Below are 18,339 nucleotides of genomic sequence, written 5' to 3' on the forward strand. Positions count from 1 at the left end.
GGGCCGCTATCTCGGGCACAGTGGACTCATGAGCAATCCCAAGGGAAGCGGCCGCAAGGGCCAGCCGGAGGGGACCGGCCGCCGGGGCCAGCCGCGCGCCAATCCCGGCGACCTCATCGCCGCCGCGCAGGCGGCCGTGGAGGCGGCGCAGAACGCCGCCGGTCAGGTCCTCGACGCCGCCCAGCTCACCGCCGGAACCGCCTTCGACACCGCCGTACGGCTACCGCCCTCCACGGTCCAACTCGCCGCCCAGCTTCCGGATCTCATCGACAATCTCTCCACCGCCATCGACCGCCTCAATCAAACGGTCGACCGCCTGGACCGCACCCTCGCCCTGGCCGACCCGGCCTTCCAGGCCTACGACCGTCTGCTCCCGCGCCTCGAGGCCATGGTCTCCTTCGGCGAAGAGGTCTTCAACCGCCTCGCCCGCCTGCCCGGCGTCTCGCTGTTGGGCCGCCTGGGCGTCCGCGACGAACCCGAACAACCGGAACCGAAATCCCGCCGCGACCGCCGAAAGTAACGCCCCAGCTCAGGCCGACGGCAGCGGACTGCGGGGTGCGACGCCGAGGCCCGGGAGTGCGCGCAATGCGGTGGCGGCCTTCCAGACCATCTCGTGATACTCGTCCTCGGGATCCGAATCGAGCACCACCGCGCCGCCCGCCCCGACGCGCCACCGATCGCCATGGCGGACGGCGGTGCGAATAACGATATTGAGGTCGGCCGTACCGCCCAGCCCGAGGAATCCGATGGCGCCCGAATAGATCCCGCGCGCTTCGGTCTCCAACGTGTCGATGATCTCCATGGTGCGCAGCTTCGGCGCGCCGGTCATGGATCCACCCGGGAAACAGGCTCGGACGCAGTCGATCACGTCGAGGTCGGCGCGCAGGGTGCCGCGCACGGTCGAAACCAGTTGGTGCAGTGTCGTATACGTTTCGACCGCCATGAGCTTGGGCACGTGTACGGTGCCGATCTCGCAGACCCGACCGAGATCGTTGCGCAGCAGGTCCACGATCATGAGGTTCTCGGCCCGGGTCTTCGGGCTGCTGGCCAGCTCCGCCGCGAGCCGTTCGTCCTCGGCGGCGGTGTGTCCGCGTGGCGCGGTGCCCTTGATGGGTTTGGACTCCACCGTGCGCGACCGGTCGATCTTCAGGAAACGCTCGGGGGAGGAGCACGCCACCTCGACCTCCCCGAATCGCAGAAACGCCGCGTAGGGAGCAGGATTGCAGCGGCGCAGCGTGCGGTAGACATCCAGGCCGTCGGTGTCGACGGGCGCGTACGCGCTGTCGGTCACACAGATTTCGTAGGACTCCCCGGCCCGCAATTGCTCCTGGCACGCCGCGACATCGGCGATGTACTGTTCGCGACCTCGGGTCAGCAGCGGCGCGACGGTCCGCTCGGTGGTGGCCAATTCCAGGGGACGCGGATTCTCCCACGTCGGAAGGGCTTCCACGGCCAGCCGTGTGGCGGTGAGCCAATCCCGCGCGGCCGCAAGGGATTCCGGATTCGGCTCCGCTAGCGCCAGCACATGCGTACGCCCCGCCTCGTGATCGACGACGACGAGGCGGTCGGCGAAGATCCACTGCGCGTCCGGCGTGACCGCGCGATGCGCGGCGGTGGCTCCGCAGTCCGCCTTCATCTCATAGCCGAAATACCCCACGTACCCGCCGACGAAATCGAAAGGCACCTCCGGGAATTCGATTCGCCGCCGAGATAGCTCCCCGGATAGGTACTCGAGTACCCCGCCCGCGACCTCGCGCCGCCCCGCAGCCGATTCCACCTCGACGCTGCCGCTCCCCACCCGATAGCGCACCACCTCGGCCAGCGGCCCCGACGCGTCCCCCAGGAACGAGAACCGGTCCAAGCCCGGCTCCACATGCTCACTGTCGAGCCAGAACGCGCTGGACGAATCGCGATGCAGGCGCAGGAACACCTCCTCGGCGTCCACGGCCCGATCCAGCACCACCTGCTCGACACGATACTCGACGTCACCCGAGACCGGTTGTGGGCGAACCGATTCCCCGCCCGCCGTGTCGGTCGCGCCGAGCAAGGCAGCTCCCTCCCGGTCGCTGCGCGCGGCCTTTCCCTCCCCGCCGCGCTCGGCCCACCACGCCGCCGTCAACTCCGCGAAATTCCGCAGCAGCGTCCGACCCTGTTCGCTCGCAATGGATTCCGGATGGAACTGCACCCCCCACTGCGGCCGGGTGCGGTGCCGCACCCCCATGATCACCCCGTCCGGCGTCGTCGCCGTGACCTCCAGCGCGTCCGGCAGCGGCCGGGCGGCGCAGAGCGAGTGATAGCGCACGGCGGTGAAATCCTGTGGCACACAGGCGAACAGGTCGCGCCCGTCGTGAGTGATGCGATCGGGATACCCGTGCCGGGCCTCGGGCGCGCGGGTCACTATCCCGCCCGCCGCGACCACAATGCCCTGATGCCCCAGGCAAACTCCCAGCAGCGGCACCTCCGCGCGGGCGATCACGGCCGCGGAGATTCCGACATCGCGCGGCACGTCCGGGCGGCCGGGCCCGGGGGAGATGACGATATTGTCGAACGAGTCGAGCGCCAGTGCGTCCGGATCGGCGATCTCGTCATTGCGCACGACCACGGGTTCGACCCCGTTCACCTCACTGATCAGCTGATACAGGTTGTAGGTGAACGAGTCGTAGTTGTCGATCAACAGCGTGCGCATTTGCCTGGCAGACTACGCCGTCGCATCCGGTGGGCCGCACTCCGACCTGCGTGAACATGGCCCGCGCCACTTCTGCTGGCATATGCCTTCAGTTCCACTGGACGGCTGCGGCACAATGTGGAACATGTCTGAAGCGCAGCCGGTCGAAGTGGATCGTGACGTCGTCGATTTCGCGATCGTCGGGAAATGGATGGATGAGCAGGGCTTGCCCGGCGGGGAATTCGAGGATGTGACCCCGCTCGGCGGCGGCACCCAGAACATCATGCTGCGCTTCCGCCGAGGCGGCGGCGAGTACGTGCTGCGGCGCGGACCCAAGCATCTGCGGGCCGCCAGCAACAATGTCATCAAGCGCGAATCCCGCATTCTCGCCGCCCTCGACGGCACCGGCATTCGCGCGCCCAAGGTCATCGCGGCCTGCCCGGACGAGTCGGTGATCGGCGCGTCCTTCTATCTCATGGAGCCCATCGTCGGGTTCAATCCGCAGAACGAACTGCCCGAGCTGCACGCGGGCGATCCGGAAGTGCGTCGTCAGATGGGTCTGTCGGCGGTCGAGGCCATTGCCCGGCTGGGCTCGCTCGACCACGAGGCGCTCGGGTTGGCCGACTACGGCAAGCCGGAGGGCTTCCTGGAACGCCAGGTTCCGCGCTGGCTCAAGGAGCTCGACTCCTACAGCGCCAACGAGGGGTACCCCGGGCCCGAGATCCCCGGCGTGCAGCGCGTCGGCGACTGGCTGGATCGCCATCGCCCCGCCGACTGGACCCCCGGCATCCTGCACGGTGACTGCCATCTCGCGAACATGATGTTCTCCTACGACGGTCCCGAGGTGGTCGCCATGGTCGATTGGGAGATGTCCACCATCGGCGACCCGCTGCTCGACCTCGGCTGGCAGATCGCCACCCGGCCCGAGCCCGGCACCACCGGCGCGGCGCTGGTCGGCACCCTCGGCGCGGTCGGCGGGGTGCCCACCGTCGAGGAGATGATCGCCCACTACGGCAAGTTCTCCGATCGCGACCTGAGCAATGTCACCTGGTACTCGGTGCTGGCCTGCTTCAAGCTCGGCATCGTCCTGGAGGGCACCTACGCGCGCGCGTTCGCGGGCAAGGCTCCGAAGCAGGTCGGCGATTTCCTGCACGCCATCACCTTGGAGCTGTTCGACAAGGCGCAGCGCTGGATGGAATGAGCTGAAGCCCTTGCCTTCTCCGCCCCCGTCCACCTCCGTGGGCGGGGGTGGAGGCGTTGGCGGGGGAACTTGTCGCGATATCGATGAGCGATGGCAGAATATTTATTGCCGCGTAGTATCTGCCATCGTAGGGTGTGGGCCATGCCGATCGTTCCCGACACCAAAGACTGGACCTGGGTCCTCGAACGCGCCTGCGCCGACTGCGGGTTCGACCCCGAGGCCACCACCTACGAGGCCGTACCCGGGCTGGTTCGCGACAGCGCCGTCCGCTTCGCCGAGGTGCTGCGGCGCGCCGGTGTCGAGGATCGGCCGGACGAATCGACTTGGTCGCCGGTGGAATACGCCGCACACGTGCGTGACGTGTGCCTGATCATGACCCACCGTCTCGATATCGCGCTGTCGGCCGCCGAGGTCCCCGGCCCGGCGATCGGCGGCTACGACACCGCGGTCACCGTGGACGACGGCATCCCCATGTTCGCCAACTGGGATCAGGACGTCACCGCCAGCCTGGAGAACTACGCCGCCCAGCCGAGCGCTGACGTCGCCGCCCAGCTGACCACCGCCGCCGAAACCGCCGCTCGCGCTTTCGAATCCGTCCCGCTCGCCGACCGCGCGCGAGTAGCCCGCCGCAGCAACGGTTCCCAATTCACCGTCGACACCCTGGCCCGCTACTTCGCGCACGACCTCGTGCACCACGTACACGACGTCCGAGGCTGATCACCAACGCGCGTCAGATGCAGCGGCGCAAGGCGTTTCGGAGATTGCGGGCGCGGGCGTCGTCGAGGACCGCGAGACCCAAGCGGTTCATGGCGTAACCGAACCCCAGACCTGTCGCGGGATCGGCGAAGCCGAAGGAGCCGCCGAGTCCGGTGGTGCCGTAGGCGCGCTTGTCGGTGCCGAAACGGAAGCCGCCGCACGACTTTCGGAAGCCGAGATGGTAGCGGCTGCGGGTGAACAGGACCAGGTCGTCGGCGGGGACATCGTTGGCGGTATCGGCGGCGGCCAGCCGGTCGATGAGGTCCAAGTCGATGGGTAGTTCGCCGGTGCGAGCCGCGGCCGCGCCGTACACCCGCGCCAGCGAACGCGCGGTGCCCACGCCGCTGGACCCGGGCAACTCCTTGGAGAGGAACTCGCGCCGCGCCGCGCGCTCGGGAGCGCCCGTGCGCGGGCTGCTGAGCGCGCGGTACGACAGCCCGCGCTTGGCCGCGAGCTGCGCGCCGATACGCACCGGCAGATCCCGCTCGTAGCGCAGAATGTCGAGGCCCGTGGTGCCCGACAGCACGGCGATATTGTCCAGCGACACCTCGTCGGGCAGTCCGATGTAGAAATCGAGCCCCAAGGGCGCGGCGAACTCCTCGGCGAACACCCGGCCCAGCGTGCGCCCCTGCGGATCGACCCGGCGAATCAGCTCGGTCTGATACAGACCCGCCGTGATGGGGTGGTACCCGTGCCGAGTTCCCGGCCGCCACAAGGGTTTCTGATCGGCCAGAATGCTCGCGACCCGATCCAGGTCGTCCAGCTCCCGCAGGCGCACCGTCCGATCCAGCGCCGCCAGCCCCGCCTGATGGTCGATCAGCTGCCGGACGGTGATCGACTCCTTGCCGTGCGCCGCGAACTCCGGCCAGTAGCTCGCCACCGGCGCCTCGTAGTCGAGCAGCCCCTTCGATACCGCCGACGCGACGACGAAGGCCGCCATGCCCTTGGTCGAGGAGAACACCGGGGCCATGGTGTCGCGCTCCCACGCCACCGTGCGCTTGCGATCCCGGTGCCCGGCCCACAGATCCACCACCGGACGGTCACCGGCGTACACCGACACCGCCGCGCCGATCTCGCCGTGCCGGGTGAAATTGCGTCGGAAGGCGTCGGCGACGGGGCCGAAACCGGTCTCCACATCGCCGTGGATCTGCGGGTGCTCACTCATGGTGCAACCGATGGTAACCGGACTGTTCGGACGGTTCCCCGGCGCGACGGCCGAGGCGCCCGCCGCATGGTCGCTGCCGCGGCGGGCCTGGATGCCGCCAGGTAGCGGGAGCTGGCGTGCCCGTGTCGACACGAGACCCTGCTACGCAAAAGGCCATCCCCACCGGGTAGCGTGCAGGCACGTGCCCGGACTCACTCGATTCACCGCGTCGTTGCTGCGCACCAAGCCCGTCGAGCAGCTCGAAGCCGACGGTGAGCACACCCCCTTGAAGCGCAGCCTCGGGCTCACCTCCCTGATCGCCCTCTCCGTGGGCGCGACCCTGGGCACCGGCATCTTCGTGGTGCTCGGCGCGGCCTCGCCGCTCGCGGGTCCCGCGGTGGTCGTGTCCTTCGCCCTCGCGGCGCTCGCCGCACTGTTCTCGGCGCTGTCGTACGCCGAATTGGCCGGTGCCGTACCGGTATCCGGCTCGGCGTACTCCTACACCTACGCCACCCTCGGCGAGATCGTCGCCTGGGTCTGCGGCTGGTGCCTGCTGCTCGAATACGGTGTCTCGGTCGCGGCGGTGGCGGTCGGCTGGGGTGCGTATCTCAACGAATTCCTCAGCGGCACAATCGGTTGGCGCATCCCCGACGCGCTCGCCTCCGCGCCCAGCGACGGCGGCATCATCAATCTGCCCGCCGCCATCGTGGTGCTCATCGCCATGGCCGTACTGCTGGACGGCATCAAGGAGAGCGCCCGCGTCACGACCTTCACCACCCTGCTCAAGATCTGCGTGATGATCTTCTTCGTGGTCGTCGCGGTCACCGCCTTCGACGCCGACAACCTGCACCCGTTCGCCCCCGCCGGAATCGCGGGCATCACCTCGGCGGCGTCCATGGTGTTCTTCTCCTTCATCGGCTTCGACGCCGCCTCCACCGCGGGCGAGGAGGCCAAGAATCCGCAGCGGGATCTGCCGCGCGCCATTGTGATTTCACTCGGCATCGTCACCGTGGTGTACGTCCTGGTGGCGTTGACCGCCGTCGGCGCGGTGGGCGTCGACGAGGTCGGCGGCTCCGGGGCGTCGCTGGCCACCGTGCTCGAACAGGTGACCGGCGCGGGCTGGCCCGCCACCATCCTGGCCGCCGGTGCCGTGGTCGCCATCGCGTCGGTCGTGCTGACCGTGCTCTACGGACAGACCCGCATCCTGGTCGCCATGTCCCGCGACGGCCTCATGCCCAAGGTGCTGTCCCAGGTCGGCCGCAAACGTATCCCCACCATCAACACGTTGATCGTCGGCGGCGTCGTGGCCCTGCTCGCGGCGCTCATCCCCCTCGGAGAGTTGGTGAACGCCACCAATATCGGCACCCTCGTCTCCTTCGGCCTCGTGAACATCGGCGTCCTCGTTCTACGCCGCACCAAACCCGACCTTCCCCGCACCTTCCGAACCCTGGTGCCCTTGGTCCCGGTCCTCGGCGTGGGCATGTGCGTCTGGCTGTTGACCCGCCTGCCGGGGGTTACCTGGCTGGCGTTCCTGCTGTGGTCGGGCTTCGGGCTGGTGGTGTACTTCGGCTATGGGCGGCGGCGGGCGGCGCTGGGGCGGAAGCGGGTCGACGAGCCGGTGGGGTTGGCCTGAGCGGTCATTATTCGGGCCGGGAGAGTGGATTTCGCTGTGTTGTCGCGAATTTCGACCGTTCAGGCTTAGACCCCCACCCGAACGACGATGACAGGCTAGACCCATGCTGAACCGTGGTGTGTTGGTAACAGGAGCCTCGAGAGGAATCGGTCGAGCCGTCGCGCTGGCCTTCGCCGAGAGCGGGGACCGGGTGGCGGTCCATTACGCGGCGGCTCGGGAGGACGCAGAAGAGACCCTGCGGCTGTTGCCGGGGGACGGGCATGTGCTGGTCGGTGGCGATATCGGCGTGCCGGAGGAGGCGGAGGCGATGGTGGCGGCGGCCGTCGCGGGACTCGGTGCCGTCCATGTACTGGTCAACAACGCGGCGGTGAACCTGCCACATCCGTTGGCGGAGACCTCCTATGCCGACTGGCAGCAGGCGTGGCGAAAGACCATGGAGGTCAATCTGTTCGGTACCGCCAACATCTCCTACTGTGCTGCCCGCCACATGATCGACCAGGGCATTCCCGGCCGCATCGTCAATATCGGCTCGCGGGGTGCCTTCCGCGGCGAACCCGACCACCCCGCCTACGGCGCAACCAAGGCCGGAGTCCACGCGCTCGGCCAATCCCTGGCGGTCCACCTGGCCCCTCACGGCATCGCCGTCGCCTCGGTGGCCCCTGGTTTCGTCGCCACCGAACGCGTCGCCAATCGCGTCACGGACGAGGTCCGCGCCCAAAGCCCCTTCCACCGAGTAGCCGAACCCGAGGAAATAGCCTCCGCGGTCCACCACCTCGCCTCCCCCCAAGCCACCTGGACCTCCGGCGCGATCCTCAACGTCAACGGTGCCTCCTACCTCCACTAGCGGGTTCAAGGTCACCAGTACCCGGTCGCGGAGCTCGTGGCGGGTCGATGGCGGGCGGGCGGTTCTCGTAGGCTCGGGGGGTGCGAGCGCTGGAGCAGATTCGACAGTGGCCGGTCCGGAACGCGGCGGCGGGGGTTGTGGTGGCCGGTAAGGGGGTGGTGGATGCCGAGGGGGAGCTCGAGCGGGTGTTCGCGTTGGCTTCGGTGACGAAACCTCTTGTGGCGTACGGGGTTCTCGTCGCGGTGGAGGAGGGGGCGGTGGAGCTCGATCAGGCGGCGGGGCCGCCGGGGGCGACCGTTCGACATCTGCTCGCGCATACGGCGGGGTACGCGTTCGACAGTCGGCAGGTGTTGGCCGAGCCGGGGGCGCGGCGGATCTACTCGAGCGCCGGGTTCGAGGTGCTCGCGGAATTCGTGGCCGAGCAGAGCGGGATCGCGTTCGACCGGTATCTGCACGAGGCGGTATTCGAGCCGCTCGGGATGCGTAATTCCGTACTCGCCGGACCGGCCGGACATGCCGGGCGCTCCACGGTCGCAGACCTCCTGCGGTTCGCTGAGGAATTGCTGAATCCGCGTTTGGTGAGCGCGGAACTGCTTTCCGAAGCAACCACAGTGCAATTCTCGGATCGCAATGGCATTCTCCCCGGTTACGGGTCACAGCGCCCCAACGACTGGGGTCTGGGATTCGAAATCCGCGATCACAAGATCCCGCATTGGACCGGCGGCGCGAATTCGCCTCGTACTTATGGGCATTTCGGGCAGGCAGGCACCTTCCTGTGGGTGGATCCGGAGATCCGCATGGCGTGTCTCGCGCTGGCGGACGAGAATTTCGGAGACTGGGCGCGCACGGCGTGGCCGACCCTCAGCGACGCCGTGATCGCCGAGTTCGCCTGATCGATTCCAGTGGTTCGCCCGGTCACGGGCGGGGGAGTGCGCGGAGTTGCGACACGTAGGGTAAGTAACACCCGTAACATCGGGCACTCCAGTAAACTCGGGCAACGCCCGGCTTGGAGGGTCGTTGGGGAAGACGTCCCCGTCGAAGCCGGAGGTGTTAGTGGTGCGTGCATCGAGTCAGTTCGCCGACGCGACGTCTGGTGTGGTGTACATACATTCGTCGCCAGCCGCGCTGTGCCCGCACATCGAATGGACGCTCACCTCCACCCTCAAGGCGCCCGCCAAACTGCGGTGGACCGCCCAACCCGCGGCCGGTGGCCAGTTGCGCGCGACCACCGACTGGTACGGACCGGTTGGCACCGCCAGTAGATTAGCCAGAGCATTGCGAGATTGGCCGGTGCTCTATTTCGAAGTCACCGAGAACCCCAGCGAGGGCGTCGACGGCGAACGCTATTGCTTCGTCCCCGGCCTCGGCCTCTGGAATGGCGCGACCAGCGCCAGCGGCGATGTCATCGTCGGCGAAATGCGCCTGCGCGCGATCGTCGCCGAGGCCCGCGAACAAGGCCGCTACTCGGCCAACGATATCGCCGCCGAGATCGACCGCGCCCTCGGCACCGCCTGGGACGACGCCCTGGAACCCTTCCGCCTCGGCGGCGAAGGAGCCGAGGTCACCTGGCTCCGCCGCGACGTCGGCTGACCCACCCACCGCCCGCACCAGCCACTCGACGCGCCTGCGAGCGCCACTAGGCCCGCCCATCACATCCGGCTAGCCCCCACTCGCTTAAGGCGCGCTCACCCGCTCACCCGCGCCACTGCGTCCGCTCACCGCGCCACTGCGTCTGCTCGCTCTCGCCCACTGCGTCTGCTCGCTCTCGCGCGCTCGGCCTGCACGCCCTTGCTCGCTAGGTCCGCTCGCCCTCGCCCGCTAGGTCCGCTCACCCTCGCCCGCTAGGTCTGCTTGCCCGCACCCGCTCGGTCCTTTCGCCCGCGCCCGCTGCGTCTGCTCGTCCGCACTTGCTGGACCCGCTCGCGTGGTCCGCTGGGCCCCTCGTGCCCGTGACATTCGTTCGCGGACCCACTGGCGGGCTTCCATCCCGCTTTGCGCCTGTGCGACCTGCGTCCGTTATGTTCGCGTCAGCGGCCACGTTGGTCTCGCGTCCGTTGGCGGCGGACCGCACGCAACACTTCCGCGCCCACTAAGTCGCTGTGGCAGCCGGAACCGACTCGCTTCCTACCGTCGAATTCGGCTCTGCTGTAAGGGTTTTCCCCGCAGCGCTCCCCGCGCCCATGGGATCCGGCTCCTCGAGCGGCTCTACGCTCTCGCCAGCGAGCACCCGCCGCATACGGTCCTTGTCGAGCTGGCCCTCCCAGTTGGCGACGACCAGGGCGGCGACGCAGTTGCCCAGGATGTTCACCGAGACCCGCATGGAATCCATGATGCGGTCCGCGCCAAGCAGGATTGCCACGGCGGCGACGGGGATCGAGCCGTGGCCGATGGCGGAAATGGTCGCCGACAGTGCCAGGAACGATGAACCGGGCACCCCGGCCATGCCCTTGGAGGTGAGCATGAGCACCAGGACGGCTGTGATCTGCTCGCCCAGGCTGAGATTCACGTCGAGTGCCTGTGCCAGGAACAGGACGCAGATCGACAGGTAGAGCGTGGCGCCGTCGAGGTTGAACGAATAGCCGGTCGGCACAACGAGTCCCGTGGTGGTGCGGGAGCAGCCCGCGTCGACGAGCTTGGTCATGATGCGGGGGAGGACCACCTCGCTGGAGGCGGTGCCGAGTGCCAGGAACAGTTCGTCCTTGATGTACTTCACGAACTTCCACAGATTCACCCCGGCGAAAACCCATGCGACAGCGCCCAATACGAGCAGAAACAGCGCCGCCGCGCCGTAGCAGCACGCGATGAGCTTGCCGTAGCTGCGCAGCGCCCCCAACCCGTACTGGCCGACGATATAGGCCATCGCCCCGAAGGCCCCCAGCGGTGCGAGTCGCATGATCCACCCGATGATCACGAAGAAGATCCGGCCGATATGGTCGACGAACTCCAGCACCACCGGCGGCCCGTGCTCACCGAACTTGGCCAGCGCCAATCCGAACAGCACCGCGAAGAACAGCACCTGCAACAGCGCGTTCTCCGCGAAGGCCGATATGACCGACGTCGGAATGATGTTCAGCAGGAATTCGACGGTATGCGGCAACTCCCCGTTCCCGGTCTTGGCGGCGATCCGCTCGGATCCGTGCGCCAGCGTCTCGGCATCGATGCGGAAACCCGCCCCGGGCTCGACGAGATTGCCGACCAGCAACCCGAACAGCAGCGCGAAGGTGGTGACGACCTCGAAGTAGATCAGCGCCTTCACGCCGATCCGCCCCACCGATTTCAGGTCGCCGACATGGGCGATGCCGAGCACGACCGTGCAGAACACGATCGGCGCGATCACCATCTTGATCAGCTTGATGAACCCGTCCGCCAGCGGTTTCAGATCCGCGCCCACCCCCGGCCACAGCCGCCCGACCACGATTCCAGCCACGATGGCGACCAGCAATTGCACGAAAAGCGAGCGGTACCAAGGCGATCGGGCCTGGCCCGCACCCGTCGCGGGTGGACTGGATGTGTCGATCATGACTAGCAACCTAGGGGTCGGGTATGCCGTCTCCATGACACCCGAGTTACCGCCGCGCTACCCGACAACGTCGCCCGCGCCATGTGCCGACCGCGCATCCGACGCACAATTCCGGACTATTCGGACGAACCGAGCGCGTCGCTGGCAGGATTCGCGCGCACAGCGACGACAATCTCCTACCGAGGATGACGCGACGAGAGGAGTGCTTGTGCGGCGTGCGATCGAATCACTGGTGTTCATCGGTCTCGTCGGTGCCGTTGCCCTCACCGCGGGCTGCGGCGACGACTCGAAGCCCCAGGCCGCCGACACCACGACCGCGGCCCCGACCTCCGCGAAACCAGCCCCGGCCGTCCTGCCCGGCGAGCCGGTCGACTGCGGCACCGGCCCGAACGGCTTGGCCGTCATCGCCCACACCACCAAGGGCGTCGACTTCTGCTCGCACGCCGTGGCCGTCGTGGATGCCTATGCGGCACAACGCGAAAAGCAACCCGACGGCGATATCGCCGTCACCGTCGACAATATGCGCTGGGTCTGCGGCGAACGCCAGGGCGACCCCAACCCCTACCAGGAGTGCGCCAGCCAGAACGAGTCCGCCGATATAGTCCGCCTAGCCTCCTGACCCGGCGCGCACCGCCCAGCGGGGCCGAACCTGTTCCGCCCCAGGCCAATAGCGTGTCACCACGGCTGCCTAGTCTGTACGGGTCGATGTCGGTACCAGCGATGGTGGCCGAGAGTTCCAGAGATCCGAGAGCATGACTACCCACACCGCCTTTCCCCTGCCGTTTCACACCTCCCACTCGTGGCCAGCCGTCCCGCCCCGAACGCTGCGGGAACTGGACATGATGCGCCTGAGCGCCCAGATCCGCGCCAAGCCACAGTGGTTCGTCAAAATGCGCGACGAGGACATTGTCGCCAGGTGGACGCGGGAGGCGACCGCCGCGGGACTGACCGAGGCCCAAATCCGTTATGTGCTGGCGGAATTGGAGTACTACGCGCAACTGCGCGACGAGCGCACCGGCCTCGAGGTGGCCGCTGTCGACGGGGTGTGGCAGTCGGACACGGTGATCGACGAGGAGCTGAGATCTAGCCTGCGCGAGGCGGTTCGGGTGTTGGAGGAGGTGCCCGAGGCGGAGCTGGACTGGCATCCGGGCTCGGACGGGCAGGTGCTCGACCTGGTGCATCCCTCCCTGTTCTGCCTGGTGCGCGGCGTGAGCCCCGTGGATGACTCCGTATGGCAGAACCCGAATACCCGAGTCGGCCGCTATTCGTTCTCGGAGAAATTCCAATGGCTGCCCGCCGATGTCGAGGTCGACGCGCAGGGCAATGCCGTCTTCGCCTCCTACGTCAACAATGTCCACCCCGTGGACCATCGCGAGCTCGAATCCGTCCTGCCGATCCTCTTCGCCCGCATGCTCCCGCTGTTCGAGAAGGTCCTCACCGACCTGCGCAATCCCCGGCCGCCGCGCATCGAGGCCGACCCCTGGTCCTGGTACGACAACGACCCGAACAAGCCGGTCGAACCCACCGAGGACGACGACGAAGCCGAGAGCGCTTGGGAGGACGCCATGGACCAGTGGTGGGAAGACCGCCGCCCGGTCCTCCCGGACGCCCCCGAATTCACCGCCCCGCCGCCGCCCGACGACTCCGCCCGCGTGGACCTGCGCGACCACCGCCTCCAGGTGATCGTCAAGGTCGCCGCCATCCACCTGACCCCCGACAAGCCCGAATACCCCGGTGGCAGTTGGCATGTCGAGGGCATGCTGAACGAGCGCATCGTCTCGACCGGCATCTACTACTGGGACAGCGAGAACATCACCGACAGTCAGCTGAGCTTCCGGGCGGCGATCGACGATCCGCACTACGAGCAGAACGACAGCACCGGCATGAGCGACGTCTACGGCCTCGACGACGAGGACCCGCTGAACCAGGTGCTGGGCTCGGTCGACACCACCGCGGGCCGCTGCGTGGCCTTCCCGAATATCCTCCAGCACCGCGTGGCCCCGTTCCAGCTGGCCGATCCCACCCGGCCGGGCCACCGCAAGATCCTGGCGTTCTTCCTGGTCGACCCGTCCACCAGAATCGTCTCGACCGCAGACGTACCGCCCCAGCAGCCCTGGGCCGAGACCACGACCATGACCCGGGAACAGGCCGAGCAGTTCCGCGAGGCGCTCATGCGGGAACGCAAGTACTTCGTCGACGAACACAACGAAGAGCTCTACGAACGCGAGTTCTCCCTGTGCGAGCACTGACATAGCGAAGGGGCGGCCTCCGTGGAGACCGCCCCAATACGCTTGCCGCGCAGTGCTCTACAGCGGAATGTTCTTGTTGTGCTGCGGCCGAGCCGGAGCCGCGGCCAGCGCCGCCGCAATGGTGGAGCGCGTCTTGGCCGGGTCGATGACCTCGTCCACGACACCGATGGCGACAGCGCGCTGCACGCCACCCGCGATGGCCTCGTGCTCCGCGGTCAACCGGTCGAGCAGCGCCTCGCGCTCCTCCTCCGGCGCCGCCGCGATGGCCTTCTTGTGCAGGATGCCGACGGCTGCCTTGGCGCCCATGACGGCCACTTCGGACCCCGGCCACGCGTAGACGGCCGTGGCGCCCAGCGAGCGAGCGTTCATGGCGATGTACGCGCCGCCGTAGATCTTGCGGGTCACCAGCGTGACGCGCGGAACCCGGGCTTCGGCGAAGGCGTGCAACAGCTTCGCGCCGCGACGCACCACGCCCTCCCACTCCATGGAGACGCCGGGCAGGTAGCCGGGAACATCGGTGACGACGATCATCGGAATGCCGAAGGCATTGCACAGGCGCACGAAACGCGCTGCCTTCTCGGCACTTTCGGAGTTCAGGCAGCCGCCGAGGCGAATCGGATTGTTCGCCAGCACACCCACGGTGCGGCCGCCGAGGCGACCCAGACCGGTGATGATGCTGCGCGCGTAGCCGCCCTGCAACTCCTCGAACGAGGATTCGCCGTCCACATTGTCGAGCAGTTCGTGGATGATCGGCTTCACGTCGTAGGCGCGCTTGGCCGACTCCGGCATCATGGCCTTGAGATCGACATCGCCGTGCGCCGCCGCGGCCAGATCGAATTCGCCCTGTTCGGCGAACATGGAGACCAGGCGACGGCCACGGTGCATGGCATCGGATTCGTCATCGGCCACGATATGGCAGACGCCGGACTTCTTGCCGTGGGTGACGGGCCCGCCGAGGGTCGCCATATCCACGTTCTCGCCGGTCACGCTGCGCACCACATCGGGTCCGGTCACGAAGACGCGGCCCTCGGGAGCCATGATCACGATATCGGTCAGCGCCGGACCGTAGGCAGCGCCACCGGCCGCGAAGCCGAGCACGACGGAGATCTGCGGGATCTGGCCGGACGCGCGGACCATGGCCTCGAAGACCAGTCCGACCGCGTGCAGCGCCTCGACGCCCTCGGCGAGCCGAGCGCCGCCGGAGTGCCACAGACCGACAATGGGAAGTTTCGAGTCGATGGCGGTATCGATCGCATCGACGATGTGCTTGCAGCCCTCGACACCCATCGCGCCGCCCATGACGGTCGCGTCGGAGCAGTAGGCGACGGTGCGAACGCCGTCGACCTCGCCGATCGCGGCGAGCACGCCGGACTTGTCGCGGGGGTGGAGGGGCAGAACGGTTCCGGGATCGAAGAAGCGCTGCAACCGTCCCAGCGGATCACGGGGATCGGTCGTGGTATCCGCGTGCGCGGGGGCCATGATGGTCATCGCAAACTCTCCTCTGAAGGAAGGTGCGGTCGCTGAGAGCGGCTGCGAATGTCGAAGTCCCGGTGGATCTTCGGGTGCGGGATCTCCCCTCCGGAGAGCCACCGGGACCGCTTGTCTAACGACCGGCGGAAGCGCTGGGCACGGCTCGTCCCCGCCGTAGCGGGGACTCGTGCCGCTTCCGAACCCTGGTGTCAGTACCGGCCGAAGGCGAGCGCGACATTGTGCCCACCGAAACCGAAAGAGTTGTTGATCGCGTACTCGATGTCCTGACGGCGAGCCTCGCCGTGCACGACATCCAGGTCGATCTCCGGATCCTGGTTCTCCAGGTTCAGCGTGGGCGGCACGATGCCGTCGCGAATGCTGAGGACCGTGAGTACCGACTCGAGCGCGCCGACGGCGCCGATCGAGTGGCCCAGGGCGGACTTGGGTGCGTAGACCGAGGCGTGCTGAACGCCCGCCTTGTGAATCGCGTTCTTCTCCGCGGTGTCACCGATGGGGGTGGCAGTCGCGTGCGCGTTGACGTGGGTGATGTCCTTGGCGGACACACCCGCGGTCTGCATGGCGCGCTGCATCGCACGCGCCGCGCCGGAACCTTCCGGATCCGGGGCGACCAGGTGGAACCCGTCCGAGGTGATACCCGCGCCCATGAGCCGGGCGTGGATGGTGGCACCACGGGCCTTGGCGTGCTCCTCGGTCTCGACGACCATGAGCGCACCTGCCTCACCGAAGACGAAGCCGTCGCGGTCCTTGTCGAACGGCCGCGAGGCGCCCTTCGGATCGTCGTTGCGGGTGCTCATCGCCCGCATCATGGAGAACGCCGCGATCGGCACCGAGTCGATGAAGCCCTCGACACCGCCGGTGACGACCATGTCGGCGTCACCCATCACGATCATGCGCCACGCGTTGGCGATGGCCTCCGAACCCGACGAACACGCCGAGACCGGAGTGACCACTCCCGCCCTGGCCTGGAGTTCGAGACCGACGACAGCGGACGGACCATTCGGCATGACCATCTGAACGGCCAGTGGCGAGATCTTGCGGTAGCCACCGTTCTTCAGCTTGTCGACCGAGTCGATCAGCGCGTCGCCGCCGCCGAGACCGGTACCGATGGCCACACCCAGCCGCAGCGGGTCGACCTCGGGAGAACCGGCGTTCTTCCACACCTCGCGACCGAGTACGGTCGCCAGCCGCTCGACATACGCCATCCGGCGGATCTCGACCCGGCTGAGCAGGGTGTCCGGCGAAACCTTCAGGTGGCCGCCGATGCGGACCGGAAGGTCGTACTCCGCGACGAAGTCGTCCTCGAGGACGTCGATGCCGCTTTCGCCGTTGAGCAGGCCCTTCCAGGTCGCATCAACGTCGCCTGCGATCGATGTGGTCGCCGCCATGGAGGTGACGACGACGTTGGGGAAATTCCCGTTTCGGGTGGAAGGAGTGGTCACGATGTCGGCCTTTACTCGCTGCCGAACTTCGACTTGAGCTCAGCGGCGGCCTCGGAGTTCTCGGCCTCGAGCTTCTGGATGTAAGCCACGGCGTCGCCGACGGTCTTCAGGCTGGCGAGATCCTCGTCGGGGATCTTCACGCCGTACTTGTCCTCGGTCTGCACGGCGATCTCAACCATCGACAGGGAGTCGATGTCCAGGTCGTCGACGAAGGACTTCTCGATGGTCACCTCGGAGGGCTCGATACCGGTCACCTCTTCGATGATCTTGCCGAGCTCTTCGACGATCTGTTCCTGGGTCAGAGCGGCCACTGTGTGGCTCCCTTCTTGTTCTTGTTGTGGGGTCCGATGGATTTTCTTGCGTTCGCGGCTGTAGACCGATGTCGCCGTTGACATTCGGGCCGAGGGCCGCAGGCCAAGCTAGTCCTTGGTGGTGAGTTCGGCCAGCGCGGGGAGATCGGCCGGGGTCTTGAGCGCCAGATTCGGCGTACCCTTCAGCTCCCGCTTGGCGATACCCACCAGCGTGCCCGCGGGCGGCAATTCCGCCACTGCGGAAACACCGTTCGCGCGGACGGTTTCGTTACACAGGTCCCACCGCACGGGGCGGGTGACCTGGGCAGCGAGCTTGTCGATCGCATCCTGGCCGGAGGCGACCGGCTGGCCGTCGAAGTTCGACAGCAGCACCCGGGTCGGTTCGCCCGGGGTGATCTTGGAGATGGCTTCCGTCACCGCGTCCTGGGCCGGAGCCATGAACGAGGTGTGGAAGGCACCGGCCACGGGCAACGCGCGAATCCGGGCCTTTTCGGGCGGATTCGCGGCGAGCTCCGCGAGGGCGTCCAACCGGCCCGCCGCCACGATCTGACCCACCGCGTTGCGGTTGGCCGGAACGAGCTCCAGCTCTTCGAGCCGGGCGAGCACGGCGGCTTCGTCACCGCCGAGCACCGCGGACATACCGGTCGCAACGAGTGCGCAAGCCTTGGCCATCTCCGCACCGCGGAGGGCGGCCAGTGCCACCGCGTCATCGGCGGAGAGCACTCCGGCGACGGCGGCGGCGGCGAGTTCGCCGACCGAATGACCGGCGACGATCGTATCCGCGGGAAGCAGTTCCTGCGGGATTTCCGTGAAGGCCAAAAGGGCGGCCGCCACGACGAGCGGTTGGGTCACCGCGGTATCGGTGATCTCCTCGGCCGTCGCGGTGGTGCCCAACCGCAGCAGGTCCAGACCCGAGGCCTTCGACCAGAGCTCGATGCGGTCCACCGCACCGGGCAGTTCGAGCCACGGGGTGAGCATGCCGGGTGTCTGAGAGCCCTGTCCTGGGGCGAACAACGCGATCACGCCTCTAAGAGAACACTGTGAGGGCGGTCTCGAGAGATGTCGGCGCGAATGAAGGTTTAGGGG

At 67.7% G+C, this 18,339-nt stretch carries 16 protein-coding genes; 9 read left to right on the plus strand and 7 right to left on the minus strand.

The features are described from left to right. Positions 1–28: 28 nt before the first annotated feature. Positions 29–520, plus strand: coding sequence for a hypothetical protein (locus ACIBH2_RS20150; RefSeq protein ID WP_397119467.1), 492 nt, complete (start codon positions 29–31; stop codon positions 518–520). A 9-nt stretch (positions 521–529) separates the two neighbouring features. On the opposite strand, the gene pabB is transcribed toward ACIBH2_RS20150, so the two are convergent. Next, positions 530–2,686 carry an aminodeoxychorismate synthase gene (gene pabB / locus ACIBH2_RS20155; RefSeq protein WP_397119469.1) on the minus strand — a complete coding sequence of 719 codons (2,157 nt, stop codon included), beginning with the start codon at positions 2,684–2,686 and terminating at the stop codon, positions 530–532. 124 nt (positions 2,687–2,810) lie between these two features. On the opposite strand from pabB, the gene ACIBH2_RS20160 reads away from it, so the two are divergent. Continuing rightward, entirely contained in the window at positions 2,811–3,866 is a 1,056-nt protein-coding gene (locus ACIBH2_RS20160) for a phosphotransferase family protein (protein ID WP_397119471.1), read from the plus strand. 141 nt (positions 3,867–4,007) lie between these two features. Further along, positions 4,008–4,583 carry a DinB family protein gene (locus tag ACIBH2_RS20165; RefSeq protein ID WP_397119473.1) on the plus strand — a complete coding sequence of 192 codons (576 nt, stop codon included), beginning with the start codon at positions 4,008–4,010 and terminating at the stop codon, positions 4,581–4,583. Positions 4,584–4,596: 13 nt separating this feature from the next. On the opposite strand, the gene ACIBH2_RS20170 is transcribed toward ACIBH2_RS20165, so the two are convergent. Then, a complete protein-coding gene (locus tag ACIBH2_RS20170; RefSeq protein ID WP_397119475.1) occupies positions 4,597–5,787 on the minus strand; it encodes a serine hydrolase domain-containing protein in 1,191 nt (396 codons plus the stop codon). A 181-nt stretch (positions 5,788–5,968) separates the two neighbouring features. On the opposite strand from ACIBH2_RS20170, the gene ACIBH2_RS20175 reads away from it, so the two are divergent. The 4 genes from ACIBH2_RS20175 (at position 5,969) to ACIBH2_RS20190 (ending at position 9,833) form a co-directional block, all read left to right on the plus strand. After that, positions 5,969–7,399 (plus strand): amino acid permease, encoded by a 1,431-nt coding sequence (locus ACIBH2_RS20175; protein ID WP_397119477.1) that lies wholly within the window; start codon positions 5,969–5,971, stop codon positions 7,397–7,399. A 103-nt stretch (positions 7,400–7,502) separates the two neighbouring features. Further along, entirely contained in the window at positions 7,503–8,243 is a 741-nt protein-coding gene (locus ACIBH2_RS20180; RefSeq protein WP_397119479.1) for an SDR family NAD(P)-dependent oxidoreductase, read from the plus strand. Between the two features lie 80 nt (positions 8,244–8,323). Next, a complete protein-coding gene (locus tag ACIBH2_RS20185) occupies positions 8,324–9,136 on the plus strand; it encodes a serine hydrolase domain-containing protein (protein ID WP_397119481.1) in 813 nt (270 codons plus the stop codon). Between the two features lie 163 nt (positions 9,137–9,299). Continuing rightward, positions 9,300–9,833: a DUF3145 domain-containing protein gene (locus tag ACIBH2_RS20190; RefSeq protein ID WP_397119483.1), complete on the plus strand. Its 534-nt coding sequence runs from the start codon at positions 9,300–9,302 to the stop codon at positions 9,831–9,833. A 499-nt stretch (positions 9,834–10,332) separates the two neighbouring features. Here the strand turns inward: ACIBH2_RS20190 and dctA are convergent, their stop codons facing one another. Beyond that, entirely contained in the window at positions 10,333–11,763 is a 1,431-nt protein-coding gene (gene dctA, locus ACIBH2_RS20195) for a C4-dicarboxylate transporter DctA (RefSeq protein ID WP_397119485.1), read from the minus strand. Positions 11,764–11,971: 208 nt separating this feature from the next. Here dctA and ACIBH2_RS20200 point away from each other — a divergent pair, with 208 nt between their 5' ends. Next, the gene (locus ACIBH2_RS20200; RefSeq protein ID WP_397119487.1) at positions 11,972–12,382 is read left to right on the plus strand and encodes a hypothetical protein; all 411 of its coding nucleotides are present in this window, start codon (positions 11,972–11,974) and stop codon (positions 12,380–12,382) included. Between the two features lie 133 nt (positions 12,383–12,515). Further along, positions 12,516–14,012: a DUF4246 domain-containing protein gene (locus tag ACIBH2_RS20205; protein WP_397119489.1), complete on the plus strand. Its 1,497-nt coding sequence runs from the start codon at positions 12,516–12,518 to the stop codon at positions 14,010–14,012. A 57-nt stretch (positions 14,013–14,069) separates the two neighbouring features. On the opposite strand, the gene ACIBH2_RS20210 is transcribed toward ACIBH2_RS20205, so the two are convergent. From ACIBH2_RS20210 to ACIBH2_RS20225, 4 genes are all read right to left on the minus strand, one after another. Beyond that, entirely contained in the window at positions 14,070–15,500 is a 1,431-nt protein-coding gene (locus ACIBH2_RS20210; RefSeq protein ID WP_397119491.1) for an acyl-CoA carboxylase subunit beta, read from the minus strand. Between the two features lie 191 nt (positions 15,501–15,691). Then, positions 15,692–16,942, minus strand: coding sequence for a KasA/KasB family beta-ketoacyl-ACP synthase (locus ACIBH2_RS20215; protein WP_397119493.1), 1,251 nt, complete (start codon positions 16,940–16,942; stop codon positions 15,692–15,694). An 11-nt stretch (positions 16,943–16,953) separates the two neighbouring features. Next, the gene (gene acpM / locus ACIBH2_RS20220; protein ID WP_397119495.1) at positions 16,954–17,253 is read right to left on the minus strand and encodes a meromycolate extension acyl carrier protein AcpM; all 300 of its coding nucleotides are present in this window, start codon (positions 17,251–17,253) and stop codon (positions 16,954–16,956) included. 108 nt (positions 17,254–17,361) lie between these two features. After that, the gene (locus ACIBH2_RS20225; RefSeq protein ID WP_397119497.1) at positions 17,362–18,276 is read right to left on the minus strand and encodes an ACP S-malonyltransferase; all 915 of its coding nucleotides are present in this window, start codon (positions 18,274–18,276) and stop codon (positions 17,362–17,364) included. Positions 18,277–18,339: the final 63 nt, after the last annotated feature.

This window comes from Nocardia sp. NPDC050406 (assembly GCF_044459025.1).
GTDB lineage: Bacteria > Actinomycetota > Actinomycetes > Mycobacteriales > Mycobacteriaceae > Nocardia.